General features: G+C 70.0%; 17 protein-coding genes. 12 read left to right on the forward strand and 5 right to left on the reverse strand.

Going from position 1 to position 22,880, the window contains the following annotated elements:
- Window positions 1-6: 6 nt before the first annotated feature.
- From nuoE to recQ, 11 genes are all read left to right on the forward strand, one after another.
- Complete coding sequence (gene nuoE, locus OG306_RS22395) at window positions 7-780, forward strand: NADH-quinone oxidoreductase subunit NuoE (protein ID WP_266752352.1); 774 nt, start codon at window positions 7-9, stop codon at window positions 778-780.
- Entirely contained in the window at window positions 780-2,156 is a 1,377-nt protein-coding gene (gene nuoF / locus OG306_RS22400) for an NADH-quinone oxidoreductase subunit NuoF (RefSeq protein ID WP_266747877.1), read from the forward strand. The genes nuoE and nuoF overlap by 1 nt, the downstream gene beginning before the upstream one ends.
- Window positions 2,153-4,660, forward strand: a complete 2,508-nt coding sequence (locus OG306_RS22405) for an NADH-quinone oxidoreductase subunit G (protein ID WP_266905781.1) — start codon at window positions 2,153-2,155, stop codon at window positions 4,658-4,660. Before nuoF ends, OG306_RS22405 begins: the two co-directional genes overlap by 4 nt.
- Window positions 4,657-6,057 carry an NADH-quinone oxidoreductase subunit NuoH gene (gene nuoH / locus OG306_RS22410; protein WP_266747879.1) on the forward strand — a complete coding sequence of 467 codons (1,401 nt, stop codon included), beginning with the start codon at window positions 4,657-4,659 and terminating at the stop codon, window positions 6,055-6,057. The genes OG306_RS22405 and nuoH overlap by 4 nt, the downstream gene beginning before the upstream one ends.
- Entirely contained in the window at window positions 6,050-6,679 is a 630-nt protein-coding gene (gene nuoI / locus OG306_RS22415; RefSeq protein WP_266747880.1) for an NADH-quinone oxidoreductase subunit NuoI, read from the forward strand. The genes nuoH and nuoI overlap by 8 nt, the downstream gene beginning before the upstream one ends.
- Window positions 6,676-7,503, forward strand: coding sequence for an NADH-quinone oxidoreductase subunit J (locus OG306_RS22420; protein ID WP_266747881.1), 828 nt, complete (start codon window positions 6,676-6,678; stop codon window positions 7,501-7,503). Before nuoI ends, OG306_RS22420 begins: the two co-directional genes overlap by 4 nt.
- Window positions 7,500-7,799: an NADH-quinone oxidoreductase subunit NuoK gene (nuoK, locus tag OG306_RS22425; protein WP_093543641.1), complete on the forward strand. Its 300-nt coding sequence runs from the start codon at window positions 7,500-7,502 to the stop codon at window positions 7,797-7,799. The genes OG306_RS22420 and nuoK overlap by 4 nt, the downstream gene beginning before the upstream one ends.
- A gap of 14 nt (window positions 7,800-7,813) precedes the next feature.
- Window positions 7,814-9,709, forward strand: a complete 1,896-nt coding sequence (gene nuoL / locus OG306_RS22430) for an NADH-quinone oxidoreductase subunit L (RefSeq protein WP_266905779.1) — start codon at window positions 7,814-7,816, stop codon at window positions 9,707-9,709.
- Window positions 9,710-9,713: 4 nt separating this feature from the next.
- Window positions 9,714-11,285 carry an NADH-quinone oxidoreductase subunit M gene (locus OG306_RS22435; RefSeq protein WP_266747883.1) on the forward strand — a complete coding sequence of 524 codons (1,572 nt, stop codon included), beginning with the start codon at window positions 9,714-9,716 and terminating at the stop codon, window positions 11,283-11,285.
- A complete protein-coding gene (nuoN, locus tag OG306_RS22440) occupies window positions 11,282-12,946 on the forward strand; it encodes an NADH-quinone oxidoreductase subunit NuoN (RefSeq protein ID WP_266747884.1) in 1,665 nt (554 codons plus the stop codon). The genes OG306_RS22435 and nuoN overlap by 4 nt, the downstream gene beginning before the upstream one ends.
- Before the next feature lie 163 nt (window positions 12,947-13,109).
- Window positions 13,110-15,296, forward strand: coding sequence for a DNA helicase RecQ (gene recQ, locus OG306_RS22445; protein ID WP_266747885.1), 2,187 nt, complete (start codon window positions 13,110-13,112; stop codon window positions 15,294-15,296).
- A 31-nt stretch (window positions 15,297-15,327) separates the two neighbouring features.
- Here recQ and OG306_RS22450 read toward each other — a convergent pair whose 3' ends face one another.
- The 5 genes from OG306_RS22450 to OG306_RS22470 all read right to left on the reverse strand — a co-directional run bounded on the left by OG306_RS22450 (window position 15,328) and on the right by OG306_RS22470 (window position 21,678).
- Window positions 15,328-15,936, reverse strand: a complete 609-nt coding sequence (locus OG306_RS22450; protein WP_266747886.1) for a Uma2 family endonuclease — start codon at window positions 15,934-15,936, stop codon at window positions 15,328-15,330.
- Window positions 15,937-16,070: 134 nt separating this feature from the next.
- Window positions 16,071-16,754, reverse strand: a complete 684-nt coding sequence (locus tag OG306_RS22455; protein ID WP_266905775.1) for a GOLPH3/VPS74 family protein — start codon at window positions 16,752-16,754, stop codon at window positions 16,071-16,073.
- The gene (gene fahA / locus OG306_RS22460) at window positions 16,751-17,980 is read right to left on the reverse strand and encodes a fumarylacetoacetase (protein WP_266905773.1); all 1,230 of its coding nucleotides are present in this window, start codon (window positions 17,978-17,980) and stop codon (window positions 16,751-16,753) included. The genes OG306_RS22455 and fahA overlap by 4 nt, the downstream gene beginning before the upstream one ends.
- 194 nt (window positions 17,981-18,174) lie before the next feature.
- Window positions 18,175-20,169 carry a CocE/NonD family hydrolase gene (locus OG306_RS22465; RefSeq protein WP_266905771.1) on the reverse strand — a complete coding sequence of 665 codons (1,995 nt, stop codon included), beginning with the start codon at window positions 20,167-20,169 and terminating at the stop codon, window positions 18,175-18,177.
- Between the two features lie 9 nt (window positions 20,170-20,178).
- Window positions 20,179-21,678: a peptide MFS transporter gene (locus tag OG306_RS22470; protein ID WP_266747890.1), complete on the reverse strand. Its 1,500-nt coding sequence runs from the start codon at window positions 21,676-21,678 to the stop codon at window positions 20,179-20,181.
- Between the two features lie 156 nt (window positions 21,679-21,834).
- On the opposite strand from OG306_RS22470, the gene OG306_RS22475 reads away from it, so the two are divergent.
- The gene (locus tag OG306_RS22475; protein WP_266747891.1) at window positions 21,835-22,845 is read left to right on the forward strand and encodes a polyprenyl synthetase family protein; all 1,011 of its coding nucleotides are present in this window, start codon (window positions 21,835-21,837) and stop codon (window positions 22,843-22,845) included.
- Window positions 22,846-22,880 lie beyond the last annotated feature (35 nt).

Raw genomic sequence — 22,880 nt, forward strand, 5'->3', positions numbered from 1 at the left:
CTGGGGATGCCGCAGCTCCCCGCCCCCGCCTACCCGGCCGAGGTGCGCGCCAGGCTCGAAGCGGATGCGAAGGAGGTGATCGCCCGCTACCCCGGCAGCCGCTCCGCCCTGCTGCCGCTGCTGCACCTGGTGCAGTCCGAGGAGGGCTACGTCTCCCGTACGGGCATGGCGTTCTGCGCCGAGCTGCTCGGCCTCACCACCGCCGAGGTCACCGCCGTCGCCACCTTCTACACGATGTACCGGCGCAAGCCGAGTGGCGAATACCAGGTCGGTGTCTGCACCAACACCCTGTGCGCGGTGATGGGCGGCGACGCCATCTTTGACCGGCTCAAGGAGCACCTCGACGTCGGCAACGACGAGACAACTGAGGACGGCAAGGTCACCCTCGAACACATCGAGTGCAACGCGGCCTGCGACTTCGCCCCCGTGGTGATGATCAACTGGGAGTTCTTCGACAACCAGACGCCCGAGAGCGCGACGCGCCTGGTCGACGACCTCATCGCCGGACGCACCGTCGAACCCACCCGCGGCGCCCCCCTGTGCTCGTACAAGGAGACGTCCCGGATCCTGGCCGGCTTCCCCGACGAGCGCCCCGGCGCCGTCGAGGCGTCCGGCGGCGCGGGCCCCGCCTCACTGATCGGCCTCCGCCTCGCCAGGGGCGAGGAACCGCACCCGCGCGTCGTCGCCCCCCGCGCCGGGAGCACGCGCGAGTCCGGACCTGCAGATGTCCCGCAGGACCCGGACCACGCGGCCGGCCCGACAGCCGAGGAGGGAGAGTGATGACGTTGGCAACCGAAATCAACGACAACGGGAACGGCAGCGGGGACAGCCCCGAGAAGCTGCTCGCCCCCGTCCTCTCCGCCTTCTGGGACGAGCCGGAATCCTGGACCCTGGAGACCTACCGGCGCCACGACGGATACGAGGGGCTGCGCAAGGCCCTCGCCATGTCGCCCGACGACCTCATCGCGTACGTCAAGGACTCCGGTCTGCGCGGCCGCGGCGGCGCGGGCTTCCCCACCGGGATGAAGTGGCAGTTCATCCCACAGGGCGACGGCAAACCGCACTACCTCGTCGTCAACGCCGACGAGTCGGAGCCCGGGACCTGCAAGGACATCCCGCTCCTCTTCGCCAACCCGCACTCCCTCATCGAAGGCATCGTGATCGCCTGCTACGCGATCCGCTCCTCGCACGCCTTCGTCTATCTGCGCGGTGAAGTCGTCCCCGTACTACGGCGGTTGCACGAGGCCGTGCGCGAGGCGTACGAGGCGGGCTTCCTCGGGACGAACATCCTGGGCTCGGGGCTCGACCTGGAACTCACCGTGCACGCGGGCGCGGGCGCGTACATCTGTGGTGAGGAGACCGCACTGCTCGACTCGCTCGAAGGGCGACGCGGCCAGCCCCGGCTGCGGCCCCCCTTCCCCGCGGTCGCCGGTCTGTACGCCTGCCCCACTGTGGTGAACAACGTCGAGTCCATCGCCTCGGTTCCCGCGATCCTGAACCGGGGCAAGGAGTGGTTCAAGTCGATGGGCAGCGAGAAGTCCCCCGGCTTCACGCTGTATTCGCTCAGCGGGCATGTCGCGAGCCCCGGCCAGTACGAGGCCCCGCTCGGCATCACGCTGCGCCAGCTGCTCGACATGAGCGGCGGCATGCGCCCCGGCCACCGGCTGAAGTTCTGGACCCCGGGAGGCTCCTCGACCCCGATGTTCACCGACGAGCACCTCGACGTACCGCTCGACTACGAAGGCGTCGGCGCCGCCGGATCCATGCTCGGCACCAAGGCGCTCCAGTGCTTCGACGAGACGACCTGCGTCGTGCGGGCCGTCACCCGCTGGACCGAGTTCTATGCCCATGAGTCCTGCGGAAAGTGCACACCGTGCCGCGAAGGCACGTACTGGCTGGTCCAGTTGCTCCGCGACATCGAGGCCGGCAAGGGACAGATGGCCGACCTCGACAAGCTGAACGACATCGCCGACAACATCAACGGCAAGTCCTTCTGCGCCCTCGGCGACGGCGCCGCCTCGCCGATCTTCTCCTCGCTCAAGTACTTCCGCGAGGAGTACGAACAGCACATCACGGGCAGGGGCTGCCCCTTCGATCCCGCCAGGTCGACCGCCTGGGCCGACGACAAGAACGCTCACCAGGGGGTGAACGCATGACAGTCACCACGAGTGCGCCCTCCGGGGGCGGCGAGGCGGCCGTCCCGCCCGAGGACCTCGTCACGCTGACGATCGACGGCATCGAGATCAGCGTGCCCAAGGGCACCCTGGTCATCCGCGCCGCCGAACTCCTCGGCATCGAGATCCCGCGCTTCTGCGACCATCCGCTCCTCGACCCGGCCGGCGCCTGCCGGCAGTGCATCGTCGAGGTCGAGGGCCAGCGCAAGCCGATGGCGTCCTGCACCATCACCTGCACCGACGGCATGGTGGTGCGCTCGCAGCTCAGCTCGCCGGTCGCCGAGAAGGCGCAGAAGGGTGTGATGGAGCTGCTGCTCATCAACCACCCGCTGGACTGCCCGGTCTGCGACAAGGGCGGCGAGTGCCCGCTGCAGAACCAGGCGATGTCGCACGGCGGCGCCGACTCCCGCTTCGACGGCAAGAAGCGCACGTTCGAGAAGCCCGTCCCGCTCTCCACCCAGGTGCTCCTGGACCGTGAGCGGTGCGTGCTCTGCGCGCGCTGCACCCGGTTCTCCAACCAGGTGGCCGGTGACCCGATGATCGAGCTGCTGGAACGCGGCGCGCTCCAGCAGGTCGGCACCGGCGAGGGCGACCCGTTCGAGTCGTACTTCTCCGGGAACACCATCCAGATCTGCCCGGTCGGGGCGCTGACCTCGGCGGCGTACCGGTTCCGCGCCCGGCCCTTCGACCTGGTGTCGTCGCCGTCGGTGTGCGAGCACTGCGCGGGCGGCTGCGCCACCCGTACCGACCACCGGCGCGGCAAGGTCATGCGACGGCTCGCCGCCAACGACCCCGAGGTCAACGAGGAGTGGGTCTGCGACAAGGGCCGCTTCGGCTTCCGCTACGCGCAGCAGCCGGGCCGGCTCACCACCCCGCTGGTGCGCAACGCGGACGGTGTCCTGCAACCGGCGAGCTGGCCGGAGGCCCTGGCCGCCGCGGCCGCCGGTCTGCTCGCCGCACGCGGCCGGGCGGGTGTCCTCACGGGCGGCCGGCTGACCGTCGAGGACGCGTACGCGTACAGCAAGTTCGCCCGGGTCGCGCTGGACACCAACGACGTCGACTTCCGGGCCCGGGTGCACAGCAGCGAGGAGGCCGACTTCCTGGCCGCCCGCGTGGCCGGGCGCGGCCGGGACCTGGACAGCTCGGGTGTCACGTACACCTCGCTGGAGAAGGCCCCGACGGTGCTGCTGGTCGGGTTCGAGTCGGAGGAGGAGGCGCCCGGCGTCTTCCTGCGGCTGCGCAAGGCGAACCGCAAGCACGGACAGCGCACGTTCGCCGTCGCCTCGCACGCCACGCGCGGACTGGAGAAGGCGGGCGGCACACTGCTCCCCGCCGCCCCCGGTACGGAGACCGAGTGGCTGGACGCGATCGCGGGCGGCGTCGGGCTCGACGGCGACGGAGCCGCGGCGGCCGAGGCGCTGCGCGGCGAAGGTGCCGTGATCGTGGTCGGTGAGCGGCTGGCGGGCGTACCGGGCGGGCCGACCGCCGCGGTGCGGGCCGCCACCGCGACCGGGGCCGCGCTGGTGTGGATGCCTCGACGGGCCGGCGAGCGCGGTGCGGTGGAGGCGGGCGCGCTTCCTTCGCTGCTGCCCGGCGGCCGGCCGGCGACCGACCCGCGGGCCAGGGACGAGGTGGCGGCCGTCTGGGGCGTCGCCGAACTCCCGTCCCGCTTCGGCCGTGACACCGGCCAGATCGTGGAGGCCGCGGCCACCGGCGAACTGGGCGCGCTGCTCGTCGCCGGGGTCGAGCCGGTGGACCTGCCGGACCCGGCCCGGGCCCTGGAGGCCCTGGACCGGGTCGGCTTCCTGGTCTCGCTGGAGCTGCGGCCCAGTGAGGTGACCGAGCGGGCCGATGTGGTCTTCCCGGTCGCCGCGGTCGCCGAGAAGGCCGGCACCTTCCTCAACTGGGAGGGCAGGGCGCGGATGTTCGAGGCCGCGCTGAAGCCCGAGCAGATGACGCGGTCGCTCGCGCCGGCCGACGCGCGGGTGCTGCACATGCTGGCCGACGCCATGGACACCCATTTCGCGCTGCCGGATCTGAAGTCCGTACGCCGCGAGCTGGACCGGCTCGGCGGCTGGGCCGGTGCGCACGCCACCGACCCGAACGAGCCGGCCCGGCCGCTGCCCCGGCCCGGCGACGGCGAGGCGGTCCTCGCGGGCCACCGGATGCTGCTCGACCTGGGCCGGCTCCAGGAGGGCGACGACGCGCTGGCCGGCACCCGGCACGCCTCGGTCGCCCGGCTCTCCGCCGCCACCGCGGCCGAGACGGGCGTGAAGGACGGCGATCTGCTGGCCGTCACCGGCCCGGCGGGCAGCGTCGAACTCCCGTTGAAGGTCACCGACATGCCGGACCGGGTGGTCTGGGTGCCGCTGAACTCCGTAGGACGGGGCGTCCCGGCCGACACCGGCGCCCGGCCCGGCGGCCTGGTCCGGATCGGCCCCGCCGCACCGGGCACTCCCGACGTCACACCGGAGGTGGGGGCGTGACTGCCTTCGCTCAACTGGCCACGGCTCCGCGCGGTGCCGTACTCGCCGCCGAGGATCTGTCGATGTTCGGCACCGACCCGTGGTGGCTCGTCGTCATCAAGGCGGTGTTCTGCTTCGCGTTCCTGATGGTGACCGTGCTCTTCTCCATCGTGTGGGAGCGCAAGGTCGTCGCCTGGATGCAGCTGCGCATCGGCCCCAACCGGCACGGCCCCTGGGGCATGCTCCAGTCGCTCGCCGACGGCATCAAGCTGATGCTGAAGGAAGACGTCGTCGTCAAGCGCGCCGACAAGGTCGTGTACGTGCTCGCGCCGATCGTCGCCGCCATCCCGGCGTTCATGGCGATCGCGGTGATCCCGTTCGGCCCGTCCGACGAGGTCTCGATCTTCGGGCACCGTACGGCGATGCAGCTCACCGACCTGCCGATCGCGATGCTCTACGTCCTCGCGGTCGCCTCGGTCGGGATCTACGGCATCGTGCTGGCGGGCTGGTCGTCCGGATCGACGTACCCGCTCCTCGGCGGCCTGCGCTCCTGCGCCCAGATGATCAGTTACGAGATCGCGATGGGCGCCGCGTTCGCCTCGGTCTTCCTCTACTCCGGGTCGATGTCGACCTCGAAGATCGTGGAGGCTCAGCAGGACCGCTGGTTCATCCTGCTGCTGCCGGTCTCCTTCATCATCTACATCGTCACGATGGTCGGCGAGACCAACCGGGCCCCGTTCGACATGCCGGAGTCCGAGGGCGACCTGGTCGGCGGCTTCAACACCGAGTACTCGTCGATCAAGTTCGCGATGTTCATGCTCGCCGAGTACGTCAACATGGTCACCGTCTCCGCGGTCTCCACGACCCTGTTCCTGGGCGGCTGGCGGGCCCCGTGGCCGATCAGCACCTTCTGGGAGGGCGCGAACCACGGCTGGTGGCCGATGCTCTGGTTCGTCCTCAAGGTCCAGCTGCTGCTGTTCTTCTTCATCTGGCTGCGCGGCACGCTGCCCCGGGTCCGTTACGACCAGCTGATGAAGCTCGGCTGGAAGGTCCTGATCCCGGTCTCGCTGCTCTGGCTGATGCTGGTCGCGACGGTGCGGGCGCTGCGCAACGAGGGGTACGACTTCTCGAAGATCGTGCTGTACGTGGCCGGGGCCGTGATCGCGATCCTGCTGATCTCCTTCGTCGCCGACATCTTCCGCGACAAGAAGGGCCGGGCCGCGGAGGCGGAGGCCGGACCGGAGCCGGGGTTCGACCCGATGGCGGGCGGATTCCCGGTGCCGCCGCTGCCCGGACAGACCCTGCCGCCGGTGCCGCGTCGCAGGCCGCGGGGCGAGCAGGAGCTCGTTGTCAGTGGCGGGTCGGATACTCAGAGTGACGGAAATTCGAGTGACGGAAAGGAGGCTGACGGTGTCTGAGTCATCAGAGCCCTCGGGCGAGAAGTTCCAGAACCCTGTCGCCGGCTTCGGCGTGACCTTCAAGGCCATGTTCAAGAAGCGGCTGACCGAGCAGTATCCGGAAACGCAGAAGGTGACGGCGCCGCGCTTCCACGGCCGGCATCAGCTCAACCGCCACCCGGACGGTCTGGAGAAGTGCGTCGGCTGCGAGCTGTGCGCCTGGGCCTGTCCGGCGGACGCGATCTACGTGGAGGGCGCGGACAACACCGACGAGGAGCGCTACTCCCCGGGTGAGCGGTACGGCCGCGTCTACCAGATCAACTACGCGCGCTGCATTCTCTGCGGTCTGTGCATCGAGGCGTGCCCGACCCGGGCACTGACGATGACCAATGAGTTCGAGCTCGCCAACACCACCCGCGAGAGCCTCATCTACACCAAGGACGAGCTGCTCGCGGGCCTGGAGGAGGGCATGGTCGACACCCCGCACGCGATCTACCCGGGGATGGACGAGCAGGACTACTACCGGGGTCTCGTCACCGAGGCCGCGCCCGGTACGGAGCGTCAGGTCGCAATCTCCAAGGGCGAGAAGCCGGCGGACGGCACCGACGAGAACAGCGGCTCCGCGCGGGAGGTGGACGCATGACCGGCCTGGCCGCGGCGGCCTCCCAGACCTCGACCGGTGAGGCCGTCCAGTTCTGGGTGCTGGGCATCGTCGCCGTGCTCGGCGCGCTGTCCACCGTACTGATGAAAAAAGCCGTGCACAGCGCGCTGAGCCTCGCCGGGACCATGATCGTCCTGGCGGTGTTCTATCTGGCCAACGGCGCCTATTTCCTGGGCGTCGTCCAGATCGTCGTCTACACCGGCGCGATCATGATGCTGTTCCTCTTCGTCGTCATGCTCGTCGGCGTCACGGCGGCCGACTCCCTGAAGGAGACCCTCAAGGGCCAGCGCTGGCTGGCCGCGGGCTGCGGGATCGGCTTCGGCGTCCTGCTCATCGCGGGCATCGGCAACGCCTCGCTGAACAGCTTCAACGGGCTCGGCACCGCCAACGCCGAGCACGGCGGGAACATCGAGGGGCTGGCCAGCCTCATCTTCACCAAGTACGTCTTCGCCTTCGAGATCACCGGCGCCCTGCTGATCACGGCGACGGTCGGCGCGATGGTGCTCACCCACCGGGAGCGCACCGAACGGGCCAGGACCCAGCGGGAAATGTCCGAGGCGCGCGTACGCAGCAAGCAGCTGCCGCCGCTGCCCGCCCCCGGTGTCTACGCCCGGCACAACGCCGTGGACATCCCGGGTCTGCTCCCCGACGGCACACCGTCCGAGCTCACCGTCATGCAGACGCTGCGCAACCGAGGCCAGATCCGCGATGTGTCGCACGAGTCGCTGGACCAGCTCAAGGCGCTGGAGCAGCGCTCCGAGGAGCGCCTCGGCCGTGACAACGAAGATGAGGAGGTCGGCAAGTGAACCCGGTCAACTACCTCTATCTCGCCGCTCTGTTGTTCACCATCGGTGCGGCCGGGGTGCTGATCCGGCGGAACGCGATCGTGGTGTTCATGTGCGTGGAGCTGATGCTCAACGCCTGCAACCTCGCGTTCGTGACCTTCTCCCGGATGCACGGCAATCTCGACGGGCAGATCATCGCCTTCTTCACGATGGTCGTCGCCGCCGCCGAGGTCGTGGTCGGACTCGCGATCATCGTGTCGGTGTTCCGTTCCCGCCACTCGGCCTCGGTCGACGACGCCAGCCTGATGAAGCTGTAAGGGGACGTTGAATCGTGGAGAACCTGATTGCGCTGCTCGTCGCGGCGCCTCTGCTCGGAGCCGCGGTCCTGCTCTGCGGCGGCCGACGACTGGACCGGTCCGGACACTGGCTCGGCACCCTGCTCGCCGCCGTGTCGTTCGTCATCGGTGTCGTGCTCTTCCTCGACATGCTGGGGAAGGGCGCACAGGACCGGGCGCTGCACCAGAAGCTGTTCAGCTGGATTCCGGTCGAGGGCTTCCAGGCCGATGTGGCCTTCCAGCTCGACCAGTTGTCGATGACGTTCGTGCTGCTGATCACCGGTGTGGGCACCCTGATCCATATCTACTCGATCGGCTACATGGAGCACGACGAGCGCCGGCGCCGCTTCTTCGGCTATCTGAACCTCTTCCTCGCGGCGATGCTGATCCTGGTCATCGCGGACAACTACCTGCTGCTGTACGTCGGGTGGGAGGGCGTCGGTCTGGCGTCGTACCTGCTCATCGGCTTCTGGCAGCACAAGCCCAGCGCGGCCACGGCCGCGAAGAAGGCATTCCTGGTCAACCGGGTCGGCGACATGGGCCTGTCGATCGCGATCATGCTGATGTTCACCACGTTCGGCACGTTCGCCTTCGGTCCCGTCCTGGGGGCGACCGGCCAGGCGAGCGAGGGCAAGCTGACGGCGATCGGCCTGCTGCTGCTGCTCGCGGCCTGCGGCAAGTCGGCCCAGGTGCCGCTGCAGTCCTGGCTCGGTGACGCGATGGAGGGCCCGACCCCGGTCTCCGCCCTCATCCACGCCGCGACCATGGTGACGGCGGGCGTCTACCTCATCGTCCGCTCCGGCGCGATCTTCAACTTGGCGCCGGACGCGCAGCTGGCCGTCGTGGTCGTCGGCGCGGTCACGCTGCTCTTCGGTGCGATCGTCGGTTGCGCGAAGGACGACATCAAGAAGGCCCTCGCCGGGTCGACGATGTCGCAGATCGGGTACATGATCCTGGCCGCCGGGCTCGGTCCGATCGGCTATGTCTTCGCGATCATGCACCTGGTGACGCACGGCTTCTTCAAGGCCGGGCTCTTCCTCGGCGCCGGTTCGGTCATGCACGGCATGAACGACGAGGTCGACATGCGGAAGTTCGGCGGCCTGCGGAAGTACATGCCGGTCACCTTCATCACCTTCGGCCTCGGCTATCTGGCGATCATCGGCTTCCCCGGTCTGTCCGGCTTCTTCTCCAAGGACAAGATCATCGAGGCGGCCTTCGCCAAGGGCGGCACCGAGGGCTGGATCCTCGGCTCGGTGGCCCTGCTGGGCGCCGCGATCACCGCGTTCTACATGACGCGCGTGATGCTGCTGACGTTCTTCGGCGAGAAGCGCTGGCAGCCGGACGCCGAGGGGCACGAGCCGCATCCGCACGAGTCCCCGAAGTCGATGACCATCCCCATGATCATCCTGGCGTTCGGTTCCGTCTTCGCCGGTGGCCTCTTCTCCATCGGCGACCGCTTCCTGAACTGGCTGGAGCCCGTCACCGGACACAGCCACGGACACGCCCCGGTCAGCGCCACGACCGTCACGGCCGCCACCATGGTCGTGCTCGTCATCGGTGTCGCGATCGCCTGGGCGATGTACGGGCGCAAGCCGGTGCCGGTCGTCGCCCCGCGCGGCTCGCTGCTCACCCGGGCCGCCCGCCGCGATCTCCTCCAGGACGACTTCAACCACGTGGTCCTGGTCCGCGGCGGCGAGCACCTCACCCGCTCCCTGGTGTACGTCGACCACACCCTGGTCGACGGCGTCGTCAACGGCACGGCCGCGTCGATGGGCGGGCTCTCCGGCCGGCTGCGCAAGCTGCAGAACGGCTACGCCCGCTCCTACGCGGTCTCGATGTTCGGCGGTACAGCGATTGTCATCGCCGCGACCCTGCTGATGAGGGCGGTCTGATCACATGTCCTTTCCTCTCCTGACAGCGACGGCGGCGCTCCCGGCGATCGGCGCGGTCGCCACCGCCGCCGTCCCCGCCGCGCGACGCACCGCGGCCAAATGGCTGGCGCTGCTCTTCTCGCTGGCCACGCTCGTCCTGGCGGGCCTCGCGCTCGCCCGCTTCGAGCCCGGCGGCGCCCGCTACCAGCTCACCGAATCGCACGCCTGGATCAAGGACTTCGGCGTCCGGTACGAACTGGGCGTGGACGGCATCGGGGTGGCGCTCATGGCGCTCACCGCGCTGCTGATCCCCTTCGTCATCCTGGCCGGCTGGCACGACGCCGACCCCCTGGAGACCAAGTCCTCGCGCTGGCGCCCCACCCAGGGCTTCTTCGCCCTGATCCTGATGGTCGAAGCGATGGTGATCCTCTCCTTCGAGGCCACCGACGTCTTCCTCTTCTACATCCTCTTCGAAGCCATGCTCATCCCGATGTACTTCCTCATCGGCGGCTTCGGGGACCGGGCCCACGCAGGCAGCGACGAGAGCGCGGCGGCGCAACGCTCGTACGCCGCGGTGAAGTTCCTCCTCTACAACCTGGTCGGCGGGCTCATCATGCTGGCCGCCGTGATCGGGCTGTACGTGGTCGCGGGGACGTTCTCGCTCTCCGAGATCGCCGAGGCCCGGGCGAACGGCTCGCTCTCCATGGCGACCGGGACGGAGCGCTGGCTCTTCCTCGGGTTCTTCTTCGCCTTCGCGGTGAAGGCCCCGCTGTGGCCGCTGCACACCTGGCTGCCCAACGCCATGGGCGAGGCGACCAGCCCGGTCGCCGTCCTGATCACCGCGGTCGTCGACAAGGTCGGCACGTTCGCGATGCTCCGCTTCTGCCTCCAGCTCTTCCCGGGGGCCAGCAAGTGGGCGACGCCGGTGATCATCGTCCTGGCGCTGATCAGCATCGTGTACGGGGCGCTGCTCGCCGTCGGCCAGCGCGACATCAAGCGGCTGATCGCCTACGCGTCGATCTCGCACTTCGGTTTCATCATCCTCGGCATCTTCGCGATGACGAGCCAGGGCCAGTCGGGCGCCACGCTCTACATGGTCAACCACGGGATCTCGACCGCCGCGCTGATGCTGGTGGCGGGCTTCCTGATCACCCGGCGCGGGTCGCGGCTCATCGCCGACTACGGCGGGGTGCAGAAGGTGGCGCCCATTCTGGCCGGCACCTTCCTGATCGGCGGTCTGGCCACCCTGTCGCTGCCCGGACTCGCCCCGTTCGTCAGCGAATTCCTGGTCCTGGTCGGCGCGTTCAGCGCGTATCCGGCGGCGGGCGTCATCGCCACGACCGGCATCGTGCTCGCCGCGCTGTACGTCCTCGTCCTCTACCAGCGGACGATGACGGGCCCCGTGAAGGCCGAGGTCCAGGGCATGGCGGACCTCAAGGTCCGGGAGCTGGTGGTGGTACTGCCGCTGATCGCGCTGCTGCTCTTCCTGGGTGTCTACCCGAAGCCGCTGACGGAGATCGTCAATCCGGCGGTGCAGCACACCATGTCGGACGTCCAGAAGAAGGACCCCCAGCCTGAGGTGGAGGCCGCCAAGTGAGCGCAACAGCTGTCCACAGCCTGTGGACAATGGCGGGCGGGGTGACATCGGCGGCCCCGGCCGAGAAGTTCAAGGCACCGGTCATCGAGTACGCCCAGCTGACCCCGGTCCTCATCGTGATCGGTGTCGCCGTGGTGGGCGTACTCGTCGAGGCCTTCGTGCCGCGCCGGTCCCGCTACTACACGCAGGTCTTCCTGACGGTCGTCGCCCTCGCCGCCGCGTTCGCCGCGGTCGTCGGCCTGGCGGCCGGGGGATACGGCACGACGAAGGCGCACATCGCCGCGATGGGCGCCCTCGCGATCGACGGTCCGACGCTGTTCCTGCAGGGCACCATCCTGCTGACCTCGCTGGTCGCCGTCTTCACCTTCGCCGAGCGCCGGCTCGACCCCGCCGCGCACGGAAAGCGCGTCGACTCGTTCGCCGCCCAGGCCGCGTCGGTCCCCGGCAGCGACAGCGAGAAGGCCGCGGTCAGGGCCGGGTTCACCACCACCGAGGTCTTCCCGCTGGTCCTCTTCTCGGTGGCCGGCATGCTGGTCTTCCCGGCGGCCAACGACCTGCTGACGCTCTTCGTGGCCCTGGAGGTCTTCTCCCTCCCGCTCTACCTCCTGTGCGCCGTCGCCCGCCGCAAGCGGCTGATGTCGCAGGAGGCCGCGGTGAAGTACTTCCTGCTCGGCGCCTTCTCGTCGGCGTTCCTGCTCTTCGGGATCGCCCTGCTGTACGGGTACGCGGGCTCCGTCTCGTACGCCACCATCGCGAACGTGGTCGACGGCTCCGTCACACAGATCGACCCGGCGCTCGCCGACACCATGGGCAACGACGTGCTGCTCCTGATCGGCGGCGCGATGATCCTGACCGGTCTGCTGTTCAAGGTCGGCGCCGTCCCGTTCCACATGTGGACCCCGGACGTCTACCAGGGCGCCCCGACCCCGGTCACCGGCTTCATGGCCGCGGCCACCAAGGTCGCCGCGTTCGGTGCGCTGCTGCGCCTGCTGTACGTGGTCCTGCCGGGCCTCGCCTGGGACTGGCGCCCGGTCATGTGGGCCGTCGCGATCGTCACGATGCTGGGCGGTGCGATCGTCGCCATCACCCAGACGGACATCAAGCGCCTGCTCGCCTACTCCTCGATCGCCCACGCCGGCTTCATCCTCGCCGGTGTCATCGCGGCCACCCCGGAAGGCATCTCGTCGGTCCTCTTCTACCTCGGCGCATACTCCTTCGTGACGGTCGGCGCGTTCGCCGTCGTCACCCTGGTGCGCGACGCGGGCGGCGAGGCGACGCATCTGTCGAAGTGGGCGGGGCTCGGCCGGCGCTCGCCACTGGTCGCCGCGGTCTTCGCGGTATTCCTGCTGGCCTTCGCCGGCATCCCGCTCACCTCCGGGTTCTCCGGAAAGTTCGCCGTCTTCAAGGCGGCGGCGGACGGTGGCGCGGTCGGGCTGGTCGTGGTCGGTGTGATCTCGTCGGCGATCGCCGCGTTCTTCTACATCCGGGTCATCGTGCTGATGTTCTTCAGCGAGCCGAAGGCCGACGGACCGACGGTCGCCGTCCCGTCCCCGCTGACGATGACGACGATCGCGGTCGGCGTCGCGGTCACGCTGGTGCTGGGCCTCGCCCCGCAGTATTTCCTGGACCTGGCCGGTCAGGCGGGAGTGTTCGTGAGGTAGCGCACACGCGTACAGCCGGTACGCAGCCACGACAACGCCGGACGGGCCCCCGAAGTCAAGCCCGTCCGGCGTTGTCGTAGGCGGCGCCTATCGTGGCAGGGGACGGCGGCAGGACGGAACGGGACGGTCCCGCGACGGGCCCGGGATCTCGGGGGACAGAACGATGAGCGTGACGGGCGGGACCATGGATGTGACCGAGAGCGAGGCGCGGCAGACGCTGCACCGGGTGTTCGGGTACGAGGCGTTCCGCGGGGAGCAGGAAGCGGTCGTCGACCACGTGGTGGCGGGCGGCGACGCCGTCGTGCTCATGCCGACCGGTGGCGGAAAGTCCCTCTGCTACCAGATCCCGGCCCTGGTCAGAGCCGGTACGGGCATCGTCATCTCGCCCCTGATCGCCCTGATGCAGGACCAGGTGGACGCGTTGCGGGCGCTCGGTGTCAGAGCCGGCTTCATGAACTCCACGCAGGATTTCGACGAGCGCCGTTCGATGGAGGCCCAGTTCCTCGCCGGTGAGCTCGACCTGCTCTACCTGGCCCCGGAGCGGCTTCGCCTGGACGCCACGCTCGGTCTGCTCTCCCGTGGCGAGATCTCCGTCTTCGCGATCGACGAGGCGCACTGCGTGGCCCAGTGGGGCCACGACTTCCGCCCGGACTACCTGGCCCTCTCCGTTCTCGGCGAGCGCTGGCCCGGCGTACCGCGCATCGCCCTGACGGCGACCGCGACCGGCGCGACGCACCAGGAGATCACCCAGCGCCTGGGCATGCCGGACGCGAAGCACTTCGTCGCCAGTTTCGACCGGCCGAACATCCAGTACCGGATCGTGCCGAAGGCCGACCCGAAGAAGCAGCTTCTCTCCTTCCTCAAGGAGGAGCACGCCGGGGACGCGGGCATCGTCTACTGCCTGTCGCGCAACTCGACCGAGAAGACCGCCGAGTACCTCTGCCGCAACGGTGTCGAAGCCATCCCGTACCACGCCGGTCTGGACGCGGGCACGCGCGCCGTCCACCAGTCCCGCTTCCTGCGTGAGGAGGGCCTGGTCGTCGTCGCGACCATCGCCTTCGGCATGGGCATCGACAAGCCCGACGTCCGCTTCGTCGCCCACCTCGACCTGCCGAAATCGGTCGAGGGCTACTACCAGGAGACCGGCCGCGCCGGACGTGACGGGCAGCCGTCCACGGCCTGGATGGCGTACGGGCTCCAGGACGTCGTCCAGCAGCGCAAGCTCATCCAGGGCGGCGAGGGCGACGAAGCCTTCCGCCGCCGCGCGGCCGCCCACCTGGATTCGATGCTGGCCCTGTGCGAGACGGTCCAGTGCCGCCGCGCCCAGCTCCTGACGTACTTCGGCCAGGAGCCCGTGGCGGCGGCCTGCGGCAACTGCGACACCTGCCTCACCCCGCCCCTGACCTGGGACGGCACGGTGGTCGCGCAGAAGCTGCTGTCGACCGTGGTACGGCTGAAGCGGGAGCGCGGACAGAAGTTCGGTGCGGGCCAGATCATCGACATCCTGCTGGGCCGCAAGACCGCGAAGGTCATCCAGTTCGACCACGACCAGCTCTCGGTCTTCGGCATCGGCGAGGAGCTGGCCGAGGCCGAATGGCGCGGAGTCGTACGGCAGTTGCTCGCCCAGGGGCTGATCGCCGTCGAGGGCGAGTACGGCACGCTGGTGCTGACGCAGGAGAGCGGCTCGGTGCTGGGCCGGGAGCGCGAGGTGCTGCTGCGCAAGGAGGCGCCGAAGCCTGCGTCGCGCTCCACGAAGGGCGAACGCAAGGCGAAGTCCCAGGCGGCCGGCGTCGAACTGGCCCCCGAGGCCGTCCCGGTCTTCGAAGCGCTTCGGACCTGGCGCGGCGCCCAGGCGAAGGAGCAGGGCGTCCCGGCGTACGTCATCTTCCACGACGCGACACTGCGCGAGATCGCCACGGTGCGGCCGGACTCGGTGTCCGCGCTGGGCGGGATCAGCGGCCTGGGTGAGAAGAAGCTGGCGACGTACGGGGAGGGGGTGCTGGCGGTGCTCGCGTCGTTCGGCGAGGCCACGGCGGTGCCGGCAGCCGGTGCGGAACCGTTGCCCGTACCGGAAGCCGGTCCCACGGCGCAAACCGCTCCGGCACCGGAGCCCGGTCCTGCGGTGGTCCCCGCCGCACCGGTCCCGGCGGCTTCGGCGGCTCCGGGGGGCCGGGTCGCGTCTGCGGCCGAACTGCCGGAGGCCGTCGGCGAGGCCACCCCGGTCGTGGAGCCGCCCACGGCCCCGCGCCCGGCTGCGCAGGCACCGGCCCCGCGCCCGGCCGTATCCGTGACGGTCCCCGAGGCCGATCCGGAGTGGGGCTGGGACGAGGAACCGCCCGAGTACGAGTGAGTGTCGGGGCCGGGCGGTGGCGGCTCCGGAGCTACTCCGGAGCCGCTGCCCGGCGGCGTGCGGTGATGGCGGTGAGGTCGAGATCGACCGGGAAGGGAACGGAGACCTTCATCCGGTCGTGGAAGATGCCGGTGGAGGTGTAGGCACTGGTCGACGGCTCCAGCTCGAAGACGTAGACCACCGCCCTGCCGTCCTGGTTCTCCACCCGCCAGTAGTGGGGGATCCGCGCCCGCGCGTACTTCACGGGCTTGGTCTCACGGTCCCGGGTCAGGGACTCGTCGGACACGACCTCGACGGCCAGCAGCACCGCCTCGGCGGGGAACCGTGTTTGCCGCAGACCCTCGACCGCGTCCGCCCGCACGACGACCACATCGGGTTCGGGCCGGTTCTGCCAGTCGACATCGATGGTGAATTCGCGAAAGACTTCGAAGTCGAGCGGCGCGAGCGATTGCAACTGCCACTTGAGATAGTCGATCGCGCGCTCGTGGAACACGGTCTGCGGACTCACGAAAACAAGGCTCCCGTCGATCAGCTCCGTGTGCGGAGGCAGATTCGGGAGTGTGTCCAGGTCATCGGCGGTCCAGCCGCCCACGGGCGGAACCGCCCACCGCGGCTCGGGGGCCTCGGGTTCGACGCTCATCAGTGCTCCCATGACGCAGAGTCTCGCGGGATCTTCCAGCGTATCCGCCGGAAACGGGATAGGGCTCCCCCGAACGTGTGGACGCCCCGCGCACTGCTGACAGCCTCGGTCTCCGCCGCCTCGCCCCCGCCAGGTCAGTCGTCTCCTCCTCCTCCACCACCACCTCCCGCGCTTTTGCCGCTCCGGTTCGCCTTGTCCTGGCGTACGTTCTGGCGCACCGCGTACGCGGTCCACTCGTCGCGCACCAGGCCGCGCATCGTCGAACGGCTCCTCATGCCGCCCTGCGCCACCGCGCCCGACAGGCCGATCGCCGACACCAGCGCGGCCAGGGTGCGGCCGCGCGGGTCCGGGAAGCCGGCTGCCTCGGTGGCCGCGAACCGTTCCCGGACTGCGGCCGGCAGGGCCGGGTCCGCCGCCGGGTGGCGGTGGTAGGGCAGCAGGCCGAGGAACCGGTGGGTCTCCCTGCGCAGGACCGAGCGGCCCACCAGATGCTCCAGGCAGAGCTCCTCGACGTGCCGGCCGGTCCGCCGGATCCACCGCTTCGCGCTGACGCCGCCCAGGAGCCGGCCCTTGTCCGGGGGAGGCAGGCTGCCCAGAACCTGGGCGAGGAGCGGGACCTCGGGAGCCGACGGACTGATCACCCGTATCCGGCCGAGTTGTTCGCTGATCCGGCCCCGGAGCTCCAGCTCCGCGAGGACCGCGCCCGCCACCCCGTACTCCAGGAAGCGGTTGCGGCAGTACGGCTTGCCGCGCTGCGGGTCCAGCGCGAGCAGCAGCAGTTCTTCGGGGAGCGTGAGCTCCGGGGCGACCGGGCTCATGACGCGGGCACGATCCGTCCCGTGACCTCGCCGAGGCCGACCCTCGTACCGTCCGGGCCCGGTGCCCAGGCCGTCATCGTCACGGTGTCGCCGTCCTCCAGGAACGTCCGCTTGCCGTCCGGGAGGTCCAGCGGGTCGCGGCCGTTCCAGGTCAGCTCCAGCAGCGAGCCGCGCTGTCCGGGTTCGGCGCCGCTGACCGTGCCGGAGCCGTACAGATCGCCGGTGCGCAGCGAGGCGCCGTTCACCGTCATCTGGGCCAGCATCTGGGCCGCCGTCCAGTACATGGTGGCGAACGGCGGCTCGGCGACCGGCTGTCCGTTGATCGCGACGGAGATCCGCAGGTCGAGCCCGCCGGCCTCCTCCTCGCCCGCGTCCTCCAGGTAGGGGAGCAGCGGGAAGTCGCGGGCCGGGGGCGAGATCCGGGCCGCCTCCAGGGCCTCCAGCGGGGTCACCCACGCCGATACGGACGTGGCGAAGGACTTGCCGAGGAACGGGCCGAGCGGGACGTACTCCCAGGCCTGGATGTCCCGCGCCGACCAGTCGTTGAGCAGGCAGAGCCCGAAGACGTGGTCGCGGAAGTCGCCGAGCGGGACCGGGCGGCCCTGCGTGGAGCCGACTCCGACGACGAAGCCGACCTCGGCCTCGATGTCGAGCTTGACGGACGGACCGAAGACGGGCGCAGGGTCGGTGGGCGCCTTGCGCTGGCCGGAGGGGCGCACCACGTCCGTACCGGAGACGACGACGGTGCCGGACCTGCCGTGGTAGCCGATCGGCAGGTGCTTCCAGTTGGGGGTCAGCGCGTCACCGTCCGGCCGGAAGATCTTCCCGACGTTGGTGGCGTGGTGTTCGCTCGCGTAGAAGTCGACGTAGTCCGCGACCTTGTACGGCAGGTGGAGCGTCACGGACTCGACCGCGTGCAGCAGCGGTTCGATGTCCGCGCGGTGTGCCGGGACCGTCACCCAGGCGGTCAGGGCCCGCCGGACGTCCCGCCAGGCGGTGCGGCCCGCCGACAGCAGCGCGGTCAGGTCCGGCTGGGCGAGGAGCTGCGCGTAGGGCGAGCCGAGTGCGTGTGCCGCGGCTCCGGCGTCCAGTACGTGATTGCCGATGCGGACGCCGACCCGGCGGTCCTCGGGGTGGCCGGGGATGGAGAACACACCGTACGGAAGGTTGTGCGGGCCGAAGGGGTCGCCCTCGGCCAGATCGAGCGGGCTGCTCTGCTCGGGCATGTGTTGCTGCCTCGCTTTCCAGGTCGCTTGGGGGACACGTTACGTCGGTGTTGCTCCCCCGCGGGAGTGTCCCAACTGCTCCTGATGCCCGGAAAGTTCCGCCGTGCCCCGGGGGATGCGGGGGCACGGCGGTGATTCAGAGGACCTGGCAGCAGGCGTCGCGGCGTCGCGGGGCTGCCTGCTGCCGGGCCCTCTCACCCCGCCGTGCGCGGGATCCGCTTCTCCCAGGTGCGGTGGAAGACGACCTCGCCGCCGTCCTTGCAGACCACCTCGTTGGACGTGATGAAGTCGGTGTCGTCCGCACTGATTTCGGAGCGGGTCTCGATCCGTACGTCCCATGCCATCTCCGGCCGGTGCAGCCGGATCGCCCAGTCGGAGCGGGTACGGGCGGAGAGCGGGTCGTCCTCCTGGATCGTGTACGTCTCCAGGGCGTCCTCGGTGAATTCGAGGCCGTCCGGGTAGACGCGGGTGCCGCCGTAGCGCGGGTCGACCTCCAGCCGCCATTCGCCCTTGGCGACGTCGCGGACCACCAGCCGCTCGGGGCGCTGTTCGTCGAGCGTCACGGGGTGGACGACGCCGAGCGGCGCCGACTGCTCCGGTTCCTCGAACCGGATCGCGGGATCCTCGGTGTGCCGGCGCACCGGCAGTTCGACGAAGCTGCCGTCGGCGTCCAGGGTGAAGCCCACCGACCCGGCCTGCGGCCAGATCCACGGCCAGTACGAGGACGAGATCGCGAGCCTGATCCGGTGGCCGGGCGGGAAGGTGTGCCCGATGCCGTTGAGGTCGAACGTCACGTCCTCGTACCGGCCCACCGGCCAGTCGTCCGCGCGGTCGCGGCCGTGCCGGGCGGAGAGGTTGAGCGCGCCGCGGGTGACCAGGGTGGAGGAGCCGTCCGGTGCGACGTCGCAGAGCCGGGCGATCGCCTGGCCGCGGGGCGCGTCCATCCGGATGCGCAGCTTCACCCGGGGGCGGCCCAGGATCTCGATCGGGGCGTCCTCGACCGGGAACTCGAAGGAGACCGATTTGGCGTCCTCGTCGCGCTGGTCGGGCGGCAGGTCGGCGGCGTTGCCGAACGGGAAGAAACGCCCGGCGTCCAGCCCCGTCTGCTGCGGCGAGTCGACGATCTGCGGACCGCCCTGGAGGGCGTAGGCGACCGGCGCGATGTTCTCCGACGGCCAGCTGGTGTCCCCGACCCAGCGGCCGGGCATCGTCTCGTACACCGTGGCGGGCCGGTGCGACTCGCTGATCCAGGACCGCAGCAGCGGCTCGGCCATGACGCCGGTGTCCTTGTCCTTCAGGTGCTGGTCCCACCAGCGCAGCGTCTCCTGGAGGAAGCCGATCGCCGGGCCCGGCGGCAGACCGCGGTCGGGGTACTGGTGCGACCAGGGCCCGATCAGCCCGCGGACCTTGTCCGGATCGAGGTGCTCGACGAGCCGCAGGACGGTGTCGCGGTACGGGTCGTGCCAGCCGCCCACCGCGAGGACGTTCGCGCGGATCGCGGAGTAGTCCTCGCAGACGCTGCCGTGCTTCCAGTAGTCGTCGCGGGTCTGGTGCGCCAGCCAGGTGTGGAGATACGGGTCCACGGCCTCCAGCCGCTTCAGCCACATGTCCTTCCAGCCCTCGCCGACCTGCGCCGGGTCCGGCGGGCGGCAGACGAAGGCCAGCATGGTGGCCGCCCAGGCGTGCATGTCGACGGCGAGGACCGAGCCGCCCATGTAGTGGACGTCGTTGTCGTAACGGTCGTCCGTCGAGCAGACGGTGACGATCGCCTTCAGCGGCTCGGGGGCCAGCGCCGCGATCTGGAGCGAGTTGAAGCCGCCCCAGGAGATGCCGAACATGCCGACGCGGCCGGAGCACCACTCCTGCTGGGCCAGCCAGTGGATGACCGCGACCCCGTCGGCCAGTTCGGTCGCGTCGTACTCGTCGCCCGGCAGGCCCTCGCTGTTGCCGTGCCCGCGTACGTCCACCCGGACGGAGGCGTAGCCGTGGCCCGCGTACCAGGGGTGGCGCTGCCAGTCGCGCGGCGCCGTCCAGTCGCTCAGCCGGTAGGGCAGGTATTCCAGGAGCGCGGGGACGGGTTCGTCGGTGACGGGGCGCCAGATCCGGGCGTACAGCCGGGTGCCGTCCGGCAGCGGGATGCGGACGTCCTCATGGGTGGTGTCGTACGGAAACGTGCTGCGGATGTGCATGGCGGTACCTCAGTGGACGGGGTGCATGGTGCGCTTGAGCCAGGGTGCGGCGGCGATGACGGCCACACCGGCCACCACCGCGATCGCGCCATTGACACCGAAGTAGGCGGGGTTGGAGACCTCGCCGTACAGCTTCACGACTTGGGCCTGGATGCCGTTGGCGAGGGCCAGCGAGAGGAACCAGAGCGCCATCGTCTGGCTGGCGAACGCCTTGGGCGCGAGCTTGGTGGTCGCGGACATGCCGGAGGTCTCCAGCAGGATGTCGCCGAGACCGAGCAGCAGGTACGAGCCGACGATCCACCAGGCGGCCATCTTGAAGGTGTCGCCGGTGTGCCCGGAGGTGGGCAGCACCATCAGCAGGAACGACAGCCCGCCGAGGATCACCCCGATCGCGATCTTGTTGGAGGCGTGCGGCTGACGCGGACCCATCCGGGCCCAGACGGCGGCGACCACCGGGGCGAGCGCCACCTCGAAGGCGCCGAGCGCCGAGGCGTACCAGCTCGCCGGGAAGTGGAAGCCGAAGATCTCGGTACGGGCGTTGGTCGACGCGAGCAGGATCATCGTCGAGTACGCCTGGAAGAGGATGAAGTTGAAGACGACGGAGGCCAGGAACAGCACCACGTACGGGCGCAGCCTGCCCCGCTCCTCGCTGGTGACCCGCGGGCTGCGGAACATCACCGCGAAGTAGACGACCGGTGCGATCACCGAGACGAGGGTGAGCACGTCGACGAACCGGCCCATGGTGAGCCAGCCGGCCAGGGCCAGCGCGGTGGCGACGGCGGCGACCACGACGGCGCCGATCACGATCAGCCGTACGGCACGGCGCATCGCTGCCGGTGCCAGTGCGAATTCGGCGCTGTGCTTTCGTCCGGCCAGGTGACGCCGGCCCAGTACGTACTGGACCAGACCGATCGTCATGCCGAAGGCGGCGGCCGAGAATCCCCAGTGCCAGCTCGCGTGGTCCCCGAGCCAGCCGGTGACCAGCGGGCCGAGGAACGCTCCGATGTTGATGCCCATGTAATACAGCGCGAAGCCGGCGTCGCGGCGCTGGTCCTCGGTGCGGTACAGCTTGCCGACCATGGTCGCCACATTGGGCTTGAGCAGACCGGTTCCGGCGCTGATCAGACCGAGACCGGTCCACGTCATGACGTCGGTGGGCACCGCCATGGCGTAATGCCCGCAGGCGATGAGGATGCCGCCGTACAGGACGGCGCGGTACGAGCCGAGGATCCGGTCGGCCAGCCAGCCGCCGGCCACGGAGACCAGGTAGACGAGGGTGCCGTAGGCGGCGGAGACGGACGCCGCGGTGCCCGCCTCCATGCCCATGCCGCCACGGGCGACGGTGTCGGCGAAGTAGAGGACCAGGATCGCCTGCATGCCGAGGAACGAGAACCGTTCCCAGACCTCCAGGCCGGAGAGGGTCATCAGGCCCCGTGGCTGGCCGAAAAAGGCATGGTCGTCGCCGGGCGGCGGCTGGGTCGGTTCGGTGTCGGTAGCCGTGTGGGACAAAGGGAGAACTCCTGATCGTATGAGCTGATCTCGAACATACCGGCGGTGGCGGGAAGGCGCCCACGGTGATCCAAAGGGGACCGGATACGCTGACTTGAGTGATGACAGCGACACATCGACATTCCGTGTGATCGTCAGCAGACAGGAGATCCCCTCGTGACCGTCGTCGGGCCGTTCGGACTGAGCGTGCGGGACCACGCTCTTGAGGCCGATGTCCAGGCCGGTTTGGCTGCTGTCGAGTCGGGTCTGCTCGACGCCACCAAGAGCGGCGTGCCCTTCATCACAGAGGCCGCGCAGCATCTCGTGCACGCCGGGGGCAAGCGGTTCAGGCCGCTGCTGGCCATGCTGGCCGCCCAGTTCGGCGACCCCGACGCACCGGGTGTCGTGCCCGCGGCCGTCGTCGTCGAGCTGACACATCTCGCGACGCTCTACCACGACGACGTGATGGACGAGGCGGACGTACGCCGCGGCGTCGACAGCGCCAACACCCGCTGGGGCAACTCGGTGGCCGTCCTGACCGGCGACTTCCTGTTCGCCCGTGCCTCGCACATACTGGCCGACCTCGGTCCGGAGGCCGTACGCATTCAGGCGGAGGCGTTCGAGCGGCTGGTCACCGGCCAGATCCTGGAGACCGCAGGCCCGGTCGACGGGCGCGACCCGGTCGAGCACTACCTCGACGTGATGCGCGGCAAGACCGGCTCGCTGATCGCCGTGGCCTGCCGGTTCGGCGCGATGATGTCCGGTGCGGACGAGTCGGCCGTCGACATCCTCACCCAGTACGGGGAGCGGCTCGGCGTCGCCTTCCAGCTCGCCGACGACGTACTCGACATCGCCTCCGACTCCCACGAGTCCGGCAAGACCCCCGGCACCGACCTGCGCGAAGGCATCCCGACGCTCCCCGTGCTCCACCTGCGGGCCCGGGCGGCGGCCGAGGGCAAGCCGGACGACCTGGAGCTCGTCGAACTGCTCGACGGCGACCTGAGCGACGACACCCGGCACGCCGAGGTGCTGCGCAGGCTGCGCGCCCACCCGGCGCTGGAGCACGCCCGACGGGACACCATCCGGTACGCGCAGGAGGCGCGCACGACGCTGGCGCCGCTGCCCGAGGGCTATGCGAAGTCCGCGCTGGAGGAGATGTGCGACGCGGTGGTGCACCGCGCGGGCTGAGAGCCCGTCCCAGCCGCTGTGCACCGCCCTCGCGG

Origin of the sequence: Streptomyces sp. NBC_01241 (genome assembly GCF_041435435.1) — a bacterium.
Lineage (GTDB): Bacteria > Actinomycetota > Actinomycetes > Streptomycetales > Streptomycetaceae > Streptomyces.